Origin of the sequence: Planotetraspora sp. GP83, assembly GCF_041262585.1 — a bacterium.
In the GTDB taxonomy this organism is placed as follows: domain Bacteria; phylum Actinomycetota; class Actinomycetes; order Streptosporangiales; family Streptosporangiaceae; genus JAOEGB01.
Map to the genome: position 1 here is coordinate 447,217 of NZ_JBGCBZ010000001.1, position 17,434 is coordinate 464,650.

Annotated in this window: 16 protein-coding genes; 5 read left to right on the top strand and 11 right to left on the bottom strand. The window is 70.2% G+C overall.

The genetic code is table 11. From position 1 onward, the window contains the following. Positions 1-129 precede the first annotated feature (129 nt). The gene (locus tag ABH927_RS02115) at positions 130-1,215 is read left to right on the top strand and encodes a GNAT family N-acetyltransferase (protein ID WP_370017695.1); all 1,086 of its coding nucleotides are present in this window, start codon (positions 130-132) and stop codon (positions 1,213-1,215) included. Continuing rightward, positions 1,212-2,282, top strand: a complete 1,071-nt coding sequence (locus tag ABH927_RS02120) for a GNAT family N-acetyltransferase (protein WP_370017696.1) — start codon at positions 1,212-1,214, stop codon at positions 2,280-2,282. The genes ABH927_RS02115 and ABH927_RS02120 overlap by 4 nt, the downstream gene beginning before the upstream one ends. Before the next feature lie 407 nt (positions 2,283-2,689). Here ABH927_RS02120 and ABH927_RS02125 read toward each other — a convergent pair whose 3' ends face one another. The 9 genes from ABH927_RS02125 to ABH927_RS02165 all read right to left on the bottom strand — a co-directional run bounded on the left by ABH927_RS02125 (position 2,690) and on the right by ABH927_RS02165 (position 12,380). Then, positions 2,690-4,522, bottom strand: a complete 1,833-nt coding sequence (locus ABH927_RS02125; RefSeq protein ID WP_370017697.1) for a DUF222 domain-containing protein — start codon at positions 4,520-4,522, stop codon at positions 2,690-2,692. Positions 4,523-5,321: 799 nt separating this feature from the next. Beyond that, positions 5,322-5,513, bottom strand: coding sequence for an NmrA family NAD(P)-binding protein (locus ABH927_RS02130; RefSeq protein WP_370017842.1), 192 nt, complete (start codon positions 5,511-5,513; stop codon positions 5,322-5,324). A gap of 202 nt (positions 5,514-5,715) precedes the next feature. Further along, positions 5,716-7,077 (bottom strand): LVIVD repeat-containing protein, encoded by a 1,362-nt coding sequence (locus ABH927_RS02135; RefSeq protein ID WP_370017698.1) that lies wholly within the window; start codon positions 7,075-7,077, stop codon positions 5,716-5,718. Between the two features lie 320 nt (positions 7,078-7,397). Then, complete coding sequence (gene mshC / locus ABH927_RS02140; protein WP_370017699.1) at positions 7,398-8,618, bottom strand: cysteine--1-D-myo-inosityl 2-amino-2-deoxy-alpha-D-glucopyranoside ligase; 1,221 nt, start codon at positions 8,616-8,618, stop codon at positions 7,398-7,400. Between the two features lie 34 nt (positions 8,619-8,652). Further along, the gene (locus ABH927_RS02145) at positions 8,653-9,441 is read right to left on the bottom strand and encodes an NRDE family protein (protein WP_370017700.1); all 789 of its coding nucleotides are present in this window, start codon (positions 9,439-9,441) and stop codon (positions 8,653-8,655) included. A 26-nt stretch (positions 9,442-9,467) separates the two neighbouring features. Beyond that, positions 9,468-10,229, bottom strand: a complete 762-nt coding sequence (locus ABH927_RS02150; RefSeq protein WP_370017701.1) for an SCO1664 family protein — start codon at positions 10,227-10,229, stop codon at positions 9,468-9,470. A gap of 49 nt (positions 10,230-10,278) precedes the next feature. Beyond that, entirely contained in the window at positions 10,279-10,854 is a 576-nt protein-coding gene (locus ABH927_RS02155) for a DUF3090 domain-containing protein (protein WP_370017702.1), read from the bottom strand. A gap of 9 nt (positions 10,855-10,863) precedes the next feature. Continuing rightward, a complete protein-coding gene (locus ABH927_RS02160; RefSeq protein ID WP_370017703.1) occupies positions 10,864-11,565 on the bottom strand; it encodes a histidine phosphatase family protein in 702 nt (233 codons plus the stop codon). Continuing rightward, on the bottom strand, positions 11,562-12,380 hold the full coding sequence (locus ABH927_RS02165) for an undecaprenyl-diphosphate phosphatase (protein ID WP_370017704.1): 819 nt from the start codon (positions 12,378-12,380) through the stop codon (positions 11,562-11,564). The genes ABH927_RS02160 and ABH927_RS02165 overlap by 4 nt, the downstream gene beginning before the upstream one ends. Before the next feature lie 35 nt (positions 12,381-12,415). Between ABH927_RS02165 and ABH927_RS02170 the strand changes: the two genes are divergently transcribed. The 3 genes from ABH927_RS02170 to ABH927_RS02180 all read left to right on the top strand — a co-directional run bounded on the left by ABH927_RS02170 (position 12,416) and on the right by ABH927_RS02180 (position 15,846). Then, entirely contained in the window at positions 12,416-13,357 is a 942-nt protein-coding gene (locus ABH927_RS02170) for an aldo/keto reductase (protein WP_370017705.1), read from the top strand. Between the two features lie 189 nt (positions 13,358-13,546). Further along, positions 13,547-14,566, top strand: a complete 1,020-nt coding sequence (locus tag ABH927_RS02175) for a hypothetical protein (RefSeq protein ID WP_370017706.1) — start codon at positions 13,547-13,549, stop codon at positions 14,564-14,566. 506 nt (positions 14,567-15,072) lie between these two features. Beyond that, positions 15,073-15,846, top strand: coding sequence for a nuclease-related domain-containing protein (locus tag ABH927_RS02180; RefSeq protein ID WP_370017707.1), 774 nt, complete (start codon positions 15,073-15,075; stop codon positions 15,844-15,846). 23 nt (positions 15,847-15,869) lie between these two features. Here the strand turns inward: ABH927_RS02180 and fabI are convergent, their stop codons facing one another. Together fabI and fabG are read right to left on the bottom strand one after the other, a co-directional pair. Continuing rightward, positions 15,870-16,634, bottom strand: a complete 765-nt coding sequence (gene fabI / locus ABH927_RS02185; RefSeq protein WP_370017708.1) for an enoyl-ACP reductase FabI — start codon at positions 16,632-16,634, stop codon at positions 15,870-15,872. Positions 16,635-16,699: 65 nt separating this feature from the next. Beyond that, complete coding sequence (fabG, locus tag ABH927_RS02190; protein ID WP_370017709.1) at positions 16,700-17,404, bottom strand: 3-oxoacyl-[acyl-carrier-protein] reductase; 705 nt, start codon at positions 17,402-17,404, stop codon at positions 16,700-16,702. Positions 17,405-17,434: the final 30 nt, after the last annotated feature.

The window sequence follows — 17,434 nt, forward strand, 5'->3', positions numbered from 1 at the left end:
AAGCATCAGGGTGCATCGGGAAATCGCTGTCAGTCGGCGCGACGGCGGCCGTCATCCACCACGGCCGAGGATCGCAACGTGATTATTATGGCGCGGTCACGTCCCCCTAGCACACCGGATCCGCCCCACATGAAGATCGAAGTCGTCCGACCCCGCGATCTGGGTCCGTCCGAGCTGGCGGCCTGGCGGACCATGCGCCGCGCGTCGCCACACCTCGCGAGCCCGTGGCTGGCGCCGGAGTTCGCCGTGGAAGTCGGCGCGGTGCGCGAGGACGCTCGGGTCGCCATCATCTCCGACGGCGGCGAAACCGCGGGATTTCTCCCGTTCGAACCGTCGGGATACCGCGCCGCCCGGCCCCTGGCTTCGTGGGTGACGCTGGCCCAGGGCGTGGTGCACTCCCCCGGGGCGGAGTTCGACGGACATGAGCTGCTCAGGGGGTGTGGTCTCGACGTCTTCGAGTTCGAGTACCTTGTGAGCGGCCAGCCGTGGTTCACGGGCGGTTCGCCCAAGCAGGCGCCGTCTCCCAAACAGGCTCTTCTCCTGGACCTCGAAGCCGGACATGAGGCCTATATCACGTTTTTTCGCGAATCGTCGCCCAAGTCGTTTAAGACATTGCAGTACAAAGAGCGCAAATTAGGACGCGAAATCGGCCCCGTCACCTACGACTACGACGTTCGCGATCCAGAGCAGTTCGCGCTACTGCTGAAGTGGAAGTCCGACCAGTACCGCCGCATCGGCCGCGCCGACAGGACCGCCGAGCCCTGGGTCGCCGAGTTGGTCGAGCGCCTCCACGACGTTCGGACCGGCGACTTCCGCGCCCCCCTGTCGATGCTCTACGTCGGCGGCCGCCCGATCGCGGGGCACTTCGGCCTGGTCAGCGAGGGCGTCATGGCGGGCTGGTTCCCCGCGTACGACACCGAGCTCGGCGGCTACTCCCCCGGCATGCTCCACCACCTCCACCTGGTCGAGGCGGCTGCCGGGCACGGCATCCGGCACATCGACACGGGCACCGCCGGGGACTACAAGCAGACGATCTGCAACGGCACCCTGCCCCTCTCCGAGGGCGTCGCCAGCCGTCCGTCCGCCGGAGCCGGGCTCCACTGGCTCCGGCGCGCTCCGGTGCGCCGCGCGCGCGGGCTCATCCTCGGCAACCCCCGCCTGTACGGCCTGGCGGACCGTGCGCTCAAGACCTACGGAAGGCTGCGGAACCGGTGAAGATCGAGGTGGTCCGCCCCGGAGAGCTCGGTCCCGCGGAGCTGGAGCGTTGGCGGGCGTTGCAGCGCGCCCACGACACGCGCCCCAACCCCTTCCTGTCACCGGAATACTCGGTGGCCGTGGGCGAGGTCCGCGCCAACGCCCGGGTGGCCGTCATCGACGGGGGCGAGGCCTTCTTCCCCTTCGAGCGGCACGCCGCGGGTGTCGGCAAGCCGATCGGCGCGGGCCTGTCCGACCTGCAGGGGATGGTCCACGCGCCCGGCCTGGAGGTGCCCCCGCGCGAGCTGCTGAAGGCCTGCGACCTCGCCGTCTGGGAGTTCGACCACCTCGACCCGGCGCAGTTCCCCCGCCATCACAAGGCGCTCCACCCCTCTCCGATCATCGATATGAGCGACGGCTACGAGTCGTACGCCAAGGAACTCGCCGAGCGCTCCAACAAGATCTACAAGTCGACCTTGAAGAAGGAGCGGCGGCTTGGCCGCGAGGTCGGCGAGGTCCGTTTCCTGTTCGACTCGCCCGACTCGGACGCGCTGCGCACGCTGCTGCGGTGGAAGTCCGCGCAGTACCAGCGGACCGGACGGTCCGACCGGTTCGCCCAGCCGTGGATCGTCCGGCTCGTCGAGCGGCTGCACCAGATCAACACCGACGTGTTCGTCGGCACCCTCGGCCTGCTGTACGCCGGAGACCGCCTGGTCGCCGGGAACTTCGGCGTACGCACCGAGGACGTGCTCGTCGGATGGTTCCCGACCTACGACCCCGAGTACGCCCGTTACTCCCCCGGCCTGATCCACCGGCTGCGTCTTTGCCGCGCCTCGTCCGAGGCCGGGGTCACCCTCATGGACCTCGGCCGCGGGGAGAAGGGCTACAAGGACAGCCTGAAGAACGGCGAACTGATGGTCGCCGAGGGCAGGATCGCCCGGCCGTCCCTCTCCGCCGCCGCCCACTGGCTGACGTACGAACCTCGCCGCCGCATCGGCAACCTCGTCCTCGGCACGCCGGTCCTCTACAAGACGGCCGACCGTGCCGCCAAATGGCTCGGCGCCCGCCGCACGGATACCCGGCCCTAATCCCGCCGGTACGTGCACAGCGGCCCCAGCGGCCAAGTCCACGGCCCCCTACGCCGATGTGCCGGAGCCAGCCGAAGTTCAGCGAGCTCAGCGAGTTTCGCGGAGTTCAGCCCAGCAGTGGCCTCGCCCTACAGCCCCAGCGCTCAGGGCTGCCCGGACCGGTTCGTCCTGATATGTACGGCTCCGCGCTGCGCCACGGCTCAGCGCTGCCGCCACAGCTCGGCATGCGCGCGCGGTTGAGCGCCCCAGCAGGCATCGTCGCCCGTACGGCCCAGCGCTAGCGCAACCTGAGCGGGTTGACCGTGGCTCGTTGTCCGGCTCAACAGGGCCCGCGCGTGCTTAAGCAGGGCTCGTGCGTGTTCAGCAAGCCTGTGCGAGGTTCAGCATGATCAGTCTGGGCCTCCCGCTCAGGTTCGGAATCGGGCGGCGTAGCGGCCTTTTCTGCCGAGGTGGGTGAGGGTCCAGGTGCCGTCGGGGTTGCGGTGGGTGGTGTAGCGGTCGGGGTGGGCGGCTTTGTCGCGGTTGTGCCAGGGGCAGGCGGGGGCCAGGTCGTCCAGGTTGGTGTCGCTGCCGTTGATCCAGCCTTTGACGTGGTCGATTTCGGTCATGTCGGAGGGGATGGCGCAGCCGTCGCAGTAGCAGGTGGCGTAACGCGCAATCAGCGCCTGGCGTTGGGCGGGGGTGGCCAGGCGTACGGCGCGGCCCATGTTCAGGACCTGTCCTTGGGCGTTCACGACCATGCGGACCAGGCGGGAGGTACGGGCCAGCCGCTGCACGTCACAGATGGGCAGCAGTTGCCCGGTCGCGATCAGCAGCCCGGGCGCGAGCCGGTCGGGGTTGTGCCCGCACCTCCCGCACGCCGCGTCCCCCGCCCTCTGGCCCGCAGCGCCGCCAGCGTCCGCACCGGCACCTGCGCCGTTACCGGCACCCGCCCCCGCGCTGGTGCCCGCGCCCGCCTCCGCACCCGCCTCCGCACTCGCGTCCGCAACCCGACGTCCGGCATCTGCCCCAGGGGAACCCGCACCGGCGTCGTGGCACCTTCCGTCGGCACAGCACGTGGAGCCGTCACCAGGCTGAGACGAGCCAGGCCGAGCACCACTGGGGTCAGCCGCTTCAGTGGTGGGGCCGGCGGCCTCGGTGCCGGTAGCGGTGGCGGTGGCGGTGGCGGTGGGGTTGTCGCTGGTGGGCTTGTTGGGGGTGATGTCGTCGGGGAGGGATTCGGCCCGGACCAGCACCAGGAGTTCGGTGCTGACCTTCTTGCTCAACAACGCGGCCAGCGCGTCGGCCTGCCGCACCCGCAGCGGCCGGTCGTCGTCCTTGCCCTTCGGGCGGGCGTAAGCGGTCAAAAACTCGCGCAGCCGGGCGCCGGCCTCACGCGGCAACCGGAACTCGCCTTCCACCCCACCCGTGGAGGAGGGGCGGACCAGCAGGAACCGCGTCGCGTAATCAGCATCCGCCTCGTCGTCCAGCGTCCCCGGATCCAGCAACTGGCGCAGGTACCGCCCGGCCTTGGAAATCTCCGCCGGGGTGGCATGATCGGCCAGGTCCACCAGGATCGGCTCCACCAGCGCGGCCTGCTCATCGGTCAGCCGGGAAGTCACCTGGGTGATCACATCGACCGGCCCCTCAGCCAAAGTCCCGGCCGCGAACCGCCCCCGCACCACCGGCAGCCGGGCCAGCTCCGTCGCCAGCCGGAGCAACCGCGACGCCCCCGCACCGGTCATCCCCGCCGCGCCGCGCAACCACGTCCCGGTCGAGGCATACCCGACACCCTTGGCCTCCCCAGCGGCGTGCACCCGGCCCACCCGCGCGGCGATCGCCGAAGTCAACCGATCCCGCGCGTACAGCAACTCCTCCACCTCAACCAGACACAAGGCGGCGGTGCCGGGAAGGCCGGCCACCGCCAGCCGGGCCGCCATCTCCCGCAACTCCGACACCAACACCCCCGACCCCACCGGCTGACCGCCAGACGGCTCACCGTCGAAGGACTCGCTGCCGGAGGGGTCGGAATCACTCGAGCTCGTGGAGGAACCGGAGGTGCCGGCGTCGGAAGAGGGTCCCCGGACGAACTGACGGTATGCCTCGTGCTGCCAGGCGTCGCCGTACGCCTCGTCGGCGGAACGCTGCGGCGGAACATAGTCAGGGTCCAGCACAGTGCCCTTGAGGACGTCGGGCAGCTTGCGCCTGGCGGCACGCGCCGTATGAGAGGAGCCCAAGACGTCGATCGGGGATCCGACCATCAAAACGCACCTCCCCCGGGCTCCAACGGATCTCAAGAACTGCCCTCACGCTATCCAGCACCTACGACAAAACCAGGACTTGATCAACCACAGAGCCGCAGGTCAGAAGGGGTACAGAAAAGATCTACCTTGCCCTCGGACAAGCTACTCTCACCGGCCTCGATCACCACGAGCACGCACCCGCTTAGAAGTCGGAACGGCCAAGGGGACCGACGCGCCCAGGCGTACGGGCCAGGACAGCGCGGGCAGGCGGCGTGGAACGGCAAGCAGGGCGGCGCAGGCCGCGCGGCAAGCAGGGCGCGCAGGCCAGGACGGCGCGGACTGGAAAGCGGCGGGCGGGCAGACGGCGCAGGCGCAGGCGGCGTGTTAGGGAGACGACGCGGACGGGAAAGCGGACAGGGGGCGCATAGGGAGGCCCGGCCCCGCCGGGGCGAAGGACCGCCCGTCCTCTCCCCCCGAACAGGGCGGGCACACCTCGCCATCAGGGGCGCTTGGTCGCCGGCCCGCCGATCCCCGTCCCCGGCACGCCCATGCGCGTTTGGCCTCATTAACTTTTCTGAACGGAACGCCCCGGCCCTCCTACGCGCGTGGCGGTGCCACCTCACGGACGACCCAGCGGACTCAACGCCGGTGCGCGCAGGGTTTGAGGTACGCGCTTCCCGGCGGGGTGGGCATTCGCGGGTGGGAGCGAGCTCCATGTCCATCCTGTCGATGGCCTTCTCATGCGGCCATGACGTGCTCCCAGTCGACCGTGTGCGCCATTCGGTGAAGGTATGCGGTCGGCGCCGCGCACCGAGGATTAGACCAGGTGGACGCCGAGCGCGGCGGCGACGTCGACCAGGAGGCGGCCTTGGGCGACTTCCTCCTCCTTGCCGCCCCTGCCGAAGGGCACCGACAGGCCGAAGACCGCCTCGACTCCGGCGACCGCCTTGGTCAGGGCGTCACGGTCTGCCAGGTCTCCGGTGGCCAGGCGAACGCCCCGTTCGGACAGGCGGCGGGCGGCTGAAGAGCCTGGGGAGCGGACGTAGGCGTGACGTCGTGGCCGCGCTCAGGAGCAGGACGGTGACGGACTTTCCGCTGCTCGCAGGCCAGGTGCACCCTGGTGGTCAGCCCACCCCTCGAGTCCCAGGGGCGATCAACGACACGCCAGGCGAGTCCCAGCCACCAACCGGCGCCCGCTATCTGAACAAGCCTTAGTACGACTCCTGGGTCTGGGCGTTGAGGCCCTTCAGATGGATGTCGTCAGCGGGGTCGGTACGGGGGTCGGTGACCTTCAGGACGTCGAGGCCCTTGGTGATGTCGCTGGAGTAGATGTAGCCGTTGTAGTAGTAGGCCGACCACGAGCCGCCGAGCGCGTGGGCGCCGGGGAGCGCCTCCCTGTCGAAGTACGCGATCTCACTCGCGGCGGCGGGATCGGTGAAGTCCCAGACGGACACCCCTCCCTGGTACCAGGCCTGGACGAGGATGTCCTTCCCATGGACGGGGACGAGCGAGCCGTTGTGGGCGACGCAGTTCTCCGTATCCGACTGCACTCTCGGAATCTTGTAAAGGCCCAGCCGGACCAGCTTGCGGTCGGCGGTGATCTCGTAGATGGCGTCCCCACCCTTGTTGTGCGGGATCTCGGCGGTGCACATGGGCGACTGTCCACCGCCGAGCTCGTCGGTGAAGACGACCTTCGTGCCGTCGTTGTTGAAGGTGGCCGAGTGCCAGACGGAGAAGTTCTGGTGGTCGCTCACCTGCTGGAGCACCTTGGGCCGCAGCGGGTCGGCGATGTCCAGCAGGATGCCGTCCCCATAGCACGCCCCGGCCGCCAGCTTCTTCTCCGGATAGACGGTCATATCGTGACAGCCGCCGAACTTGCCGGCGTCGCGTCCTTGGAACAACGTCGGGGTCGCCGCGACCCGGGCGGCGGCCGGGTCGTTCACCGGCACCTCGACGATCGAGATCATCTCGTGCGGGGGGCCGCAGTTGGCGGTGTCCGGGATGGGGCCGGGAGAGGAGACGTAGAGATAGTCGATGTCCGGACCGGGGATCAGCGCGTGCGTGTGCGAGCCGCACTCTGTGCGGACGGCCTTCACGTACCGCGGGTTGCCCACATCGCTGATGTCGAAGATCCTGATGCCCTCCCAGGACGTCTCCAGCGACGGGTCACCGCGCCCGCTCTCGCAGCCCTCCCCCGCCCTCGGCTCGTCCACGGAGAGGAACAGCAGGTTCCCGTAAACGGAAATGTCGTTCTGCCCGGCGGGACAGAGGACCCGCGTGAGGACGAAGGGCTTCTCCGGGTCGCTGATGTCGAAGACCGTGAACCCGTCGTAGTTGCCGACGAAGGCGTAGTTTCCCTGGAAGGCGAGATCGGTGCCCCACGACTCGGGCCCGTCAAATGGCGCGTCCAGGGGCACGTTGGCCACGAGCCGCAGGTTGTCGCTGTGCAGGACCTTCTCTGAGGGGACGGTGCCGGAAGGCCTGGCCGAGGCTCGCGTCCTGGTGGCCGGTTCCTCGACGCCGGCCGAGCAGGCCGCGAGCAGCACGACCGCCGCCAAGGAAACCAGTCCCATGATGCGCTTCACTGCCGTCCTCATCTCCCCCGCTGGTAAATATGGACGCTATGTCGCCCTCAGGGCGATCGCGGGCATCATCGGTAACGGTTGGATGCCAGCATCCTGTGACTCCACACAACCGACACTCAGCCGACATTCAGCCGCCACTCGACCACCACTCACACCCCGCCGACCGGCGTCGCCGATGATCGCGACGCCCATCACCGCGTCCCGCAGGCAGGAACACAGCAGGAAGACAGGCAGGAAACAGGCAGGAACAACTGACACCGCGCCGTCGCCGATCAGCGCGTCACCGGGGCCTGCGGCGCTAGTCGGCGCTAGTCGGCGGCGACCGCGACTCCGAGCAGGCTGTCGGCGATGTCTCGGACCAGACCCGGGGCGGCCGGGTCGTCCCCCTCCGCCGCCGCCCACTGGTCGATGACGGCCAGGGCCCCCGGCGCGTCGAGGTCGTCGGCCATCCGCTCGCGCACTCCGGTCAGTACGGCTGTCGCGTCCGGGCCGGACGGCCGGGCGAAGGCGACGCGCCACCGGGCCAGCCTGGCCTCGGCCTCGGCGAGCTGCTCGGGGGTCCACTCCCAGTCGGAGCGGTAGTGGTGGGTCAGCAGCGCGAGCCGTACCGCCATGGGGTCGGCCGTCTGCCGGAGCTTGGAGACGAAGACGAGGTTGCCCTTCGACTTCGACATCTTCTCGCCGTCGAGGGCGACCATCCCGGCATGCACGTACGCCCTGGCGAACGGCCACTCCCCCGTGGCCACGTGGCCCTCCGAGGCGCCCATCTCATGGTGGGGGAAGATCAGGTCGGAGCCTCCGCCCGCGACGTCGAACCCGCTGCCGAGGTTCCGCAGGGCGATCGCCGTACACTCCACGTGCCAGCCGGGGCGGCCAGGGCCGAACGGCGCGGGCCACGACGGCTCTTCCGCGCGCTCCGCGCGCCACAGCAGCCAGTCGAGCGGGTGGCGCTTGCCCTCGCGGCCGGGGTCGCCGCCGCGCTCGGGGAAGAGCTCCAGCATCCGCTCCTCCGAGTAGCCGGAGACGGCGCCGAACTTGGGCGCCGCGGCGACCGAGAAGTACACGTCGCCGTCGAGGTCGTAGGTGGCGCCCCGCTCGGTCAACCGGCCGACGAGCTCCGCGATCTCCTCGATGATCTCTGTGACCCCGACGTACTCCCGTGGCGGCAGGATGCGCAGGGCCTCCATGTCGGACCGGTACAGGTCGATCTCCCGCTCGGCCAGGGTCTGCCAGTCGACCCCCGTCGCCTGGGCGCGCTCAAGGAGCGGATCGTCCACGTCCGTGGCGTTCTGCGTGTAGTGGACGTCGTGGCCCGCGTCCCGCCACACCCTGTTGACCAGGTCGAAGGCGAGGTAGGTGTTGGCATGCCCGAGATGGGTCGCGTCGTAGGGAGTGATGCCGCAGACGTACATCCTGGCCTCGCCCGTGGGGCGGGTCTCGCGGACAGCGCGGGAGGCGGTGTCGTACAGGTGCAGCGGAATACCCGAACCGGGCAGCCGGGGGACGTTCGGAGCAGACCACGATCGCATGCTGTGAAGCCTATCCGCGCTCGGTGATGTCCGATCAGCCGGGAGTGCGAACCTCGTGCCAGGATGACGGATCCTCCGGCTGCGGACAGAAGTCGTAGCGCATGCCGCCCTCGCTCAGGGCGATCAGGGTGACGGACAGCGTCGCGAAGATCCGCCCGTCCTCCAGCCTCTGCCTGACGAGCAGGGCCCTCGGGTCGTCGTGGGCCAGCCCGGCGCCGGACGCCAGGGGAAGCCATTCGCCCCAGAACCGCTCCGTCGAGCCGCTGCCCGGCCACCGAGGCCGTACGGCTGCCGCGAACCGGGACCGGAAATAGGAGACCCGGGGATTGTCGTCGCCGCGTTCCCAGCCGGTGTTGACCAGCATGTGCACGCCCGCGGGCAGCTTCTCCTCGGTGAGCCGCTCTCCGTTCCAGCTCCAGATCCGCACGCCGTCGAGACCCCCGACCACGAGATGAAAGGGGTCGTACGCGGGGAGATCGACCGGTGGGAGCTCCCCCGCGACGGCGGCGCGCAGCGGCAGGTCGCCACGGGAGCGGCGGATCTCCTGGGAAGCGAGGGCGCCCCGGCCGTTCAGCAGCGCGGCCACCCTCCGGCCAGCCGGGTCGGCGGCCAGCCACGTGCCGCCCGCCATGAGATCCCGGCCGCCGACCAGCCCGGGGTACTCGGACCAGTAGGGCGCCGGGGACATCCACGGCCGCGTGACGAACTCGTCACGCACCCCCGCGAGGAGCACCGGAGCCTCGGCTTCCGGCTCCACGCTCACGATGACCGTACACAATGCGCGTTCCCTCCAGAATCGGTAGAGACCTTCTGCAGAGTGCACAATCCACGCAGTTTGCGCAAGTCACCTTAAATCGGGGGCCAGGGGATCGCCGGCCAGTCTTCCGACGGATAGGGATGGATGCCGGTGTCCAGCAGCCGCCTGACCCGCTCCCACGTGGCCTCCACCTCGGCGGGGGCGAGCAGCTCCCGCAGCCGCCGGCCGAGGCGGCCGCGCTCGATCTCGTGCTCCAGGTTGACCAGCACCGTGACCGCCTCGCGCGGGAGCGGCTTGCCGCGCCACTGCCACAGCACGGTCCGCAGCTTGTCGTCGGCCGCGAAGCACACACCGTGGTCCACGCCGTAGATGTGCCCGTCCCGTAACGGCAGCAGGTGGCCGCCCTTGCGGTCGGCGTTGTTCACCACGGCGTCGAACACGGCCATCCGGCGCAGGGCGGGGTGCCGGCTGCGCACCAGGGCGAGCAGGTCGGTCTCGGGGTCGGTGTCGATCCAGAGCTGGACCATGCCCGGTCCCAGAGGGCCGTCGCGGTAGACGGTCGGCGGCACGATGCGCCAGCCCGTGGCCGCCGCCACCTCGTAGGCGGCCACCTCCCGGGCGGCGAGCGTGCCGTCGGGGAAGTCCCACAGCGGGCGCTCGCCGCGCACCGGCTTGTACACGCACGCCGCCACGTGCGCGCCGTTGCGTATCGAGCAGTAGAGCGTCATGTTGGTGGCCTCGACCAGCCTGCCGGCCACGTCGAGCGTGCCGTCCCGCAGCAGACGCATGGCCGTGGCGTCGTCCAGCCCCGGCCCCTCTTCGTCAGTGATGCTCGGCTCGCCCTCCGCTGTCATTCAGTTCCCCGCCGGACCGCGGCGACGATCATCGCGCTGCTTCGCTCCCTCACGCTGACAAACCCCCGGGGTGGTGGCCGTTGAGGCGGACACAGATGTGGCCCTCGGCGTCCAAGGGCTGGCCGCACAGCGGGCACGGCGGGCGGCCCGCGGCGACGATGTCCAGCGCGCGGCGGCTGAACGCGCGCGCGGCGGCGGCGCTGATCCGGACGCGGAGGACGGCGGGCTCGGGCCGGTCGTCCACGATCGGCTCGTCCTCCACCTCCTCCTCGTCGGCGTCGGTGGCCTCCTGCGCCTCGATGATCACCTGTGCCGTCTCCGGGTCCCAGGCGAGGGCCATGGTGCCCACCCGGAAGTCCTCGTCGATCGGCAGGTCCAGCGGAGCCTCGTCGGTCAGGTCGGCGGGGGCCATGGCGGGGACGGGGGCGCGGCCGCCACTGCGGCGCAGCACCTCGTCGAGCAGCTCGTCCAGCCGGTCCGCGAGCACGGCGACCTGGAACTTCTCGAGCGCAACCGTCGTGATCCTGCCCTGCCCACGGGCCTGCAGGAAAAAGGTTCGTGCCCCCGGTTGCCCCACGGCACCGGCCACGAACCTGTCAGGCGGATCGTAGTCGAAGACCGGCATAGCCCGACCCTATGTCGTCCCGGGTCCGCCGCCGACGGCGGCATCGCTCCCGGTGGAGTTTTCTCCCCCGTCTTTGTGCTCCGGAACCTCGCTGGGAGGCACGAGATTGCCCACATCGCCCCCCACGTCGTTGGATCTGAGCAGGAAGGGACGCAGGGGGGTGTAGCGGATCACCGTGAGGGAGGCGGGGTCCGCGGTGATCCGCTGGAACTGGTCCAGATGGAGCCCGAGCGCGTCCGCCACGATGGCCTTGATCACGTCGCCGTGGCTGCAGACGAGATAGGTGGCCTTCTCGCCCAGCCGCTCGTTCCAGTCCCGTACGGCCCGCACGGCCCGGCTCTGGGTGTCCGCCAGGGCCTCGCCGCCGGGGAACACCGCCGCGCTGGGGTGGGCCTGCACGACCTGCCAGAGCGGCTCCTTGGCCAGCTCCTTCAGCGGCCTTCCGGTCCAGTCGCCGTAGCCGCACTCCCCGAACCGGTCGTCGGTCTCCACGGACACGGCCCGGCCGCGGGCGATGGCCGCCGCCGTCTCCTGGCACCGCTCAAGGGGGCTGGAGACGATCGCGTCGAGCTCCAGGGGCCCGAGCCGCCCGGCCAGGGCCTCGGCCTGCTCGCGCCCGCGCTCGTTCAGGTGGACCCCCGGCGTCCATCCCGCCAGGACGGGCCCGGTCATGGCCGTGAGGCCGTGCCGTACGAGAAGGACGGTCGTCACGACTTGATCACATCCAGGGTGAGCAGCGTGAGCAGGAACGTTCCGGCGAAGACCCGGTAGACCACGAACACGATCGTCGAGTGCCTGGCGACGTAGCGCAGCAGCCAGGCGATCGAGGCGTACCCGACGACGAACGAGATCACGGTCGCGATCAGCGTCGGCGCCACGGGCACCCCGCCGCCGTCGCCCACGTGGCGGAGCTCGAAGAGGCCCGACAGGATCACCGCCGGGATCGAGAGGAGGAACGAGTAGCGCGCCGCGGCCTCGCGCGTGTAGCCGAGGAACAGCGCGCCGGTCATCGTCGAGCCCGAGCGGGAGGCGCCGGGGATCAGCGGCAGCATCTGCCAGGCGCCGATGATGAGGCCGTCGCGGAGGTTCAGGTCGGCGACGTCCTTCTTCTTGCGGCCCATCTGGTCGGCGACGAGCAGCAGGAGGCCGAAGACGATCAGCATGCTCGCGTTCAGCCACAGGTTTCGGGCCGGGCCCTCGATCGCGTCCTTGAACAGCAGGCCCGCGACGCTGATCGGGATGGTCCCCAGGCCGATGTACCAGCCCATCCTGGCGTCGAGGTCGTCGCGGAGCTCCGGGGTCCACAGGCTGCGCAGCCAGGTCCAGAAGATCCGCACGATGTCGCGCCAGAAGTAGATCAGAACCGCCAGCATCGTGCCGAGCTGGATGACGGCGGTGAACGCCGCGCCGGGGTCGCCCCATCCGGCGAGCTTGGGCACGATCAGCAGGTGGGCGGAGCTGGAGATGGGCAGGAACTCCGTCAATCCCTGCACGATGCCCAGCACGATGGCCTGAAGTACATCCATGGTGCGGACAGCCTATCGGCTAGTCTTACCCGACAATGGATCAGCGATTTGTCGGGCGCAGCGGTCTCTCGGTGTCCAGGATCGGGCTCGGCACGATGACCTGGGCCCGCGACACCTCGGCGGAGGAGGCGACGGCGCAGCTCACCGCGTTCGCCGAGGCCGGCGGCACGCTGATCGACACCGCCGACGTCTACGGCGGGGGCGACGCCGAGCGCCTGATCGGCAGGCTGATCCGCGACGTGGTGCCGCGCGCCGACCTGGTGATCGCCACCAAGGCGGTGCTCACTCCGGATGGCGGCCGGAACGGCTCCCGCCGCCACCTCGTGAGGGCGCTCGACGCCTCCCTGGCCCGGCTCGGGCTGGACGAGGTCGACCTGTGGCAGCTGCACGCGTTCGACCCCGACATCCCGCTGGAGGAGACGCTCGCCGCCGTCGATTTCGCGGTCTCCACAGGCCGTACGGCTTACGCCGGCGTGTGCAACTACACCGGCTGGCAGCTCGCCGCGGCGGCCGTCTGGCAGCGGTGCGGCGAGTCGCGCGCCCCCATCGTGACCGCCCAGGCGGAGTACTCCCTGCTCGCCCGCGACGCGGAGGTGGAGCTGCTGCCCGCCGCCGGGCATGTCGGGGCGGGCGTCCTCGCCTGGTCGCCGCTCGGGCGGGGCGTGCTGACGGGCAAGTACCGCACCGGAATCCCGGCGGACTCGCGAGCGGCCACGCCGCATTTCGCCGAGTTCGTCCAGCCCTATCTCGACGAGCGCTGCCGCCGGATCGTCGAGTCGGTGACCACCGCGGCGGAGGGGCTCGGCGTGTCACCGCTCTCGGTCGCACTTTCCTGGGTACGCGACCGCCCGGGCGTGTCGTCCGCGATCGTCGGCGCCCGCACCCACGCCCAGCTCCTCGGCGTGCTGCAGGCCGAGAAGCTCACCCTCCCCTGGGAGATCCGCGAAGCCCTCGACGACGTCTCCGACCCCGTGTGACGGCCCCCGCCTCCGGCGGGAGGGCGGGGCTGGGGCCCTTCAGACGATGCCTTGCGACAAGAACGAGAATCGACCTCGCGTATCACGCATCGATACCGAATTGCAACTTTCCACTGCAAACTTCGGCGCTCAAGCGAAGAGTGTGGGGCATAGCGGGGATTGGACACCCGGGTGGCGAAAGGGGGATAAATGGGGCTCTTACGTAAGACCTCCACGATCTCTGCCGGAGCACTGGCGATCGCCCTCAGCGGAGGACTCCCCATGGTGGCCTCGGCGCCCGCGCACGCGCTCGACTGCACGGGAAGCGGTCTGCTCGGCGGCGTGACCAGCAGCCTGTGCTCGGTCGCGGACGGCGTGACCGACGCGGTGGACAGCGCGACGGGCGGCGCGACGGCCCCCGTCACCAAGGCCGTGGACGACACCGTCGACACAGCGGGCGGCGCGGTGGGCGGCGCGGTGGGTTCGGTGGGCGGCGCGGTCGAGGGCGCTACCCAGGCAGTGGGCGGCACGCTGGACAAGGCGGTGGACAAGACGGTCACGGACACGGTGAACGGGGCTACGTCAGGCTCACGCGGCTCCTCCGGCGGCGCATCGGGCGGGACGTCAGGAGGGACGTCAGGAGGGACATCGGGTGGCTCGTCCGGCGGATCAGCCAGCGGATCATCTGGCGGCCTGACCGAGGGCCTGCCGGGAACCGGGGCGATCACCGAGGGCCTGACGAGGACCGTCCAGGACACGTGCCTCCCGATCGTCGGCGGGGCGCAGTGCGACTCCGACGACGCGGACGAGCCGCCAGGGGGCCGGCAGGCTCCGGGGCGGCCCAACCCGGCCACCACCGGGACGCCGGACGGAACGCTACGGGTCGAGCCCTATCGGCCGCCGGTGGACCTGCCGGGGTTCATCCCGGCGGGCGGCCAGGGTGTCGCCCCCGCTCCCCATGTCGACCCCGACAGGGACGCCGGCATCCCGCTGCTCTGGCCAGGGCAGGACGTCCCCGGGCTGACTGGCCAGATGAGGGGCGACCCGTTCCGGCCGCAGCAGCCGTACGACGCGGTGGGAACCGCCCTGACGGCGGCGCTGCTGCTATCGGCGGTGCTGGCCACGCGCGTCGTCTCGGCGCGGCGCGCCCGCACGGAGAGGCACGAGTCGATCCCCCTGGAAGGCGGCATCGGGCTCCCCAGCGCCTCCGGACGCCACCGCCTCGCCTAGGGAACCGGTCAGCTGACCATCGCCGTGATCATGCAGGGTTTCCCGGGAAGCTCGGGGACGTGGGGTTTCCCGGATCGTGATCATGCATGGATTCCATCGCACGCGGTCTGATCAGTGCCGGCACCGTTTGTGATCATGCGGTGCCCGTCCGTCGGGCGCACCCTCGTACTGCATGATCACGCTACACACACCAGGTAAGACGGTGCGTGCGGGAACACGTGCATGATCACGCGGTAAGGGCGGGGCGGCGGGGTACTCACACCTTCTTCCCTTACTTGACCGGCGCTCCAGAGAGGCTCCGCCTCGGACCTCGCGCCCTCAGCCCGGGCCGCTCCGCTGCGGCCCTCTTGTGGTGCTCTATTGAGTGCTGTGACGCCTGGTGGGCGATTCGACCTATTCCGTGTCACCCTGTCGGTTTACTTCCGTAACCTGTCTAGATATGTCCCGATCATTCGCGTATATGAATGATCAAGGGATATAGCTGCCAGTCACCTCGGGGGTGCCGGTTGTCCAGTGGATCGATCTACGTCTCTCCGGATGAGAAGTTTCACGGAAGCTCCCCGCAGTGGTGGTATGAGAAGTTCTGGACCGAGGCCCGTCCCACACGACTGCGACGCAGGCGGTGGATCACCGGCATCGGAGCCGTCGCCGGAGCCCTGCTCGCCATCCGGTTCTCGCTTCCCCTGGTCCTGATGGCCCCGCTGGGCGCGGCCGCCGCGGCGGGCGGCGACCTCCTGTTCTCTTGGTGGGATCACGAGAGGACGGCCGTGTGGCGCGGCAAGCGCCGCGGCGAGGTCCGCACCGGCCGCCTGCTCCGCCGCGGCCTCACGAAGTACGGCTACAGCGTCCTGGACGGCCGGGCCGTACCCGGAGAGGCGTCGATCGACCACCTGGTGATCGGTCCGGGCGGGGTCTGGATCGTCGACAACGAGGCGTGGGGGCCCGACGTCCACATCGCCCAGTTCGGCGGCAAGCTGTTCTTCGACGAGAAGAACGGCTCCGCGGTCGCCAAGGGGCTGACCGACGCGGCGGCCGCCATGGCGGGCCTGCTCTCCCGCGAGTCCGGCATCGACGTGGAGATCCAGCCGGTCCTCGCGGTGCACGGCGGCAAGCTCTTCACGGCCGGCCGCCCGCGTGTGGTCGTCGCCGAGGGGCTCGTCCTGGCGTATCCGAGGACCGTGTCCCGGGTCCTGCGCGGCAGCGGGCACGCGGGATACAGCGAGGAGCAGGTCGAGCTGCTCAGCCGTACCGCGGCGAGGATCCTGCGCCGGATCTTCTAGGGAGTGTGGGGGTTCGGCCGGGGTCAGACGCCCATGGCGTGGACGCCGCCGTCGACGTGGACGATCTCACCGGTGGTGGCGGGGAACCAGTCGGACAGCAGCGCGAGGCACGCCTTGGCCGCCGGGGCCGTGTCGGTGAGGTCCCAGCCGAGCGGGGCCTTCGCCGGCCAGCTCTCCTCGAACTCCTGGAATCCCGGGATGCTCTTGGCGGCCATGGTGCGCAGCGGGCCGGCGGCGACCAGGTTCACCCGGATGCCGTGCTTGCCCAGGTCACGGGCAAGGTAGCGGGAGCAGGACTCCAGACCGGCCTTGGCCACGCCCATCCAGTCGTAGACCGGCCACGCCTTGGTCGCGTCGAAGTCGAGCCCGACGACCGCGCCGCCCTCCTTCATCAACGGGAGGCAGGCGACCGCGAGCGACTTGAACGAGAACGTCGAGACGTGCACGGCCGTCGCGACGTCCTCCCACGTCGTGTTGAGGAAGTTGCCGCCCAGGGCCGTCTGCGGGGCGAAGCCGATGGAGTGGACAACGCCGTCGAGCCCGTCGACGTGCGCGCCCACGCGGTCGGCCAGGGTGTCGAGGTGCTCGGTGTCCTGCACGTCGAGCTCGACGACGGGCGGCGGTTCGGGAAGCCGCTTGGCGATGCGCTCGACCAGGCTCAGGCGGCCGAAGCCGGTGAGCACGACCTGGGCGCCTTCCTCCTGGGCGAGCTTGGCGACGTTGAAAGCGATCGAGGAGTCGGTGAGGACGCCGGTGACCAGCAGTCGCTTCCCTTCCAGCAAACCCATGTTCAGCTCCAGTCTCTCGTCCGTCCGGGATGCGCGCGGGCCGCTCGCGACCCGGTGCCGATGGCTCAGTGGCCCATGCCGAGGCCGCCGTCCACCGGGATGACCGCGCCGGTGATGTAGGAGGCGTCGTCGCTCGCCAGGAACCTGACGACCCGGGCGACCTCTTCCGCCTTGGCCTGCCGGCCGAGCGGGATGCTCTTGCGGATCTGCTCCTGCTGGGCGTCGTCCAGCAGGGCGGTCATGTCGGTCTCGACGAACCCGGGCGCCACCACGTTGACCGTGATGCCGCGCGAGCCGAGCTCCCGGGCCAGGGACCGGCCGAAGCCGACCATGCCCGCCTTGGACGCGGCGTAGTTCGTCTGCCCGGCCGACCCGAGCAGGCCGACCACCGAGGAGATCAGAATGATCCGGCCGCGCCTGAGCCGGAGCATGGGCCGGACGGCCCGCTTGGCCACGCGGTAGGCGCCGGTCAGGTTCGTGTCGATGACGTCGGTGAAGGTCTCTTCCTTCATCATCGGCAGCAGCGTGTCCTTGGTGATGCCGGCGTTCGCGACCACGATCTCCACCGGGCCGTGCTCGGCCTCGGCCTTCTCGAAGGCCGCGTCCACGTCGGCGGAGCTCGTCACGTCGCAGCGGACGCCGAACAACCCCTCGGGGGGCTCGCCGGAGCGATAGGTGACGGCGACGGCGTCTCCCGCGGCGGCGAGCTCGCGGGCGATCGCGAGGCCGATGCCGCGATTTCCACCGGTGACGAGAACAGAGCGAACCATGCGACCGACGCTATCGGCTACCACCGGGTA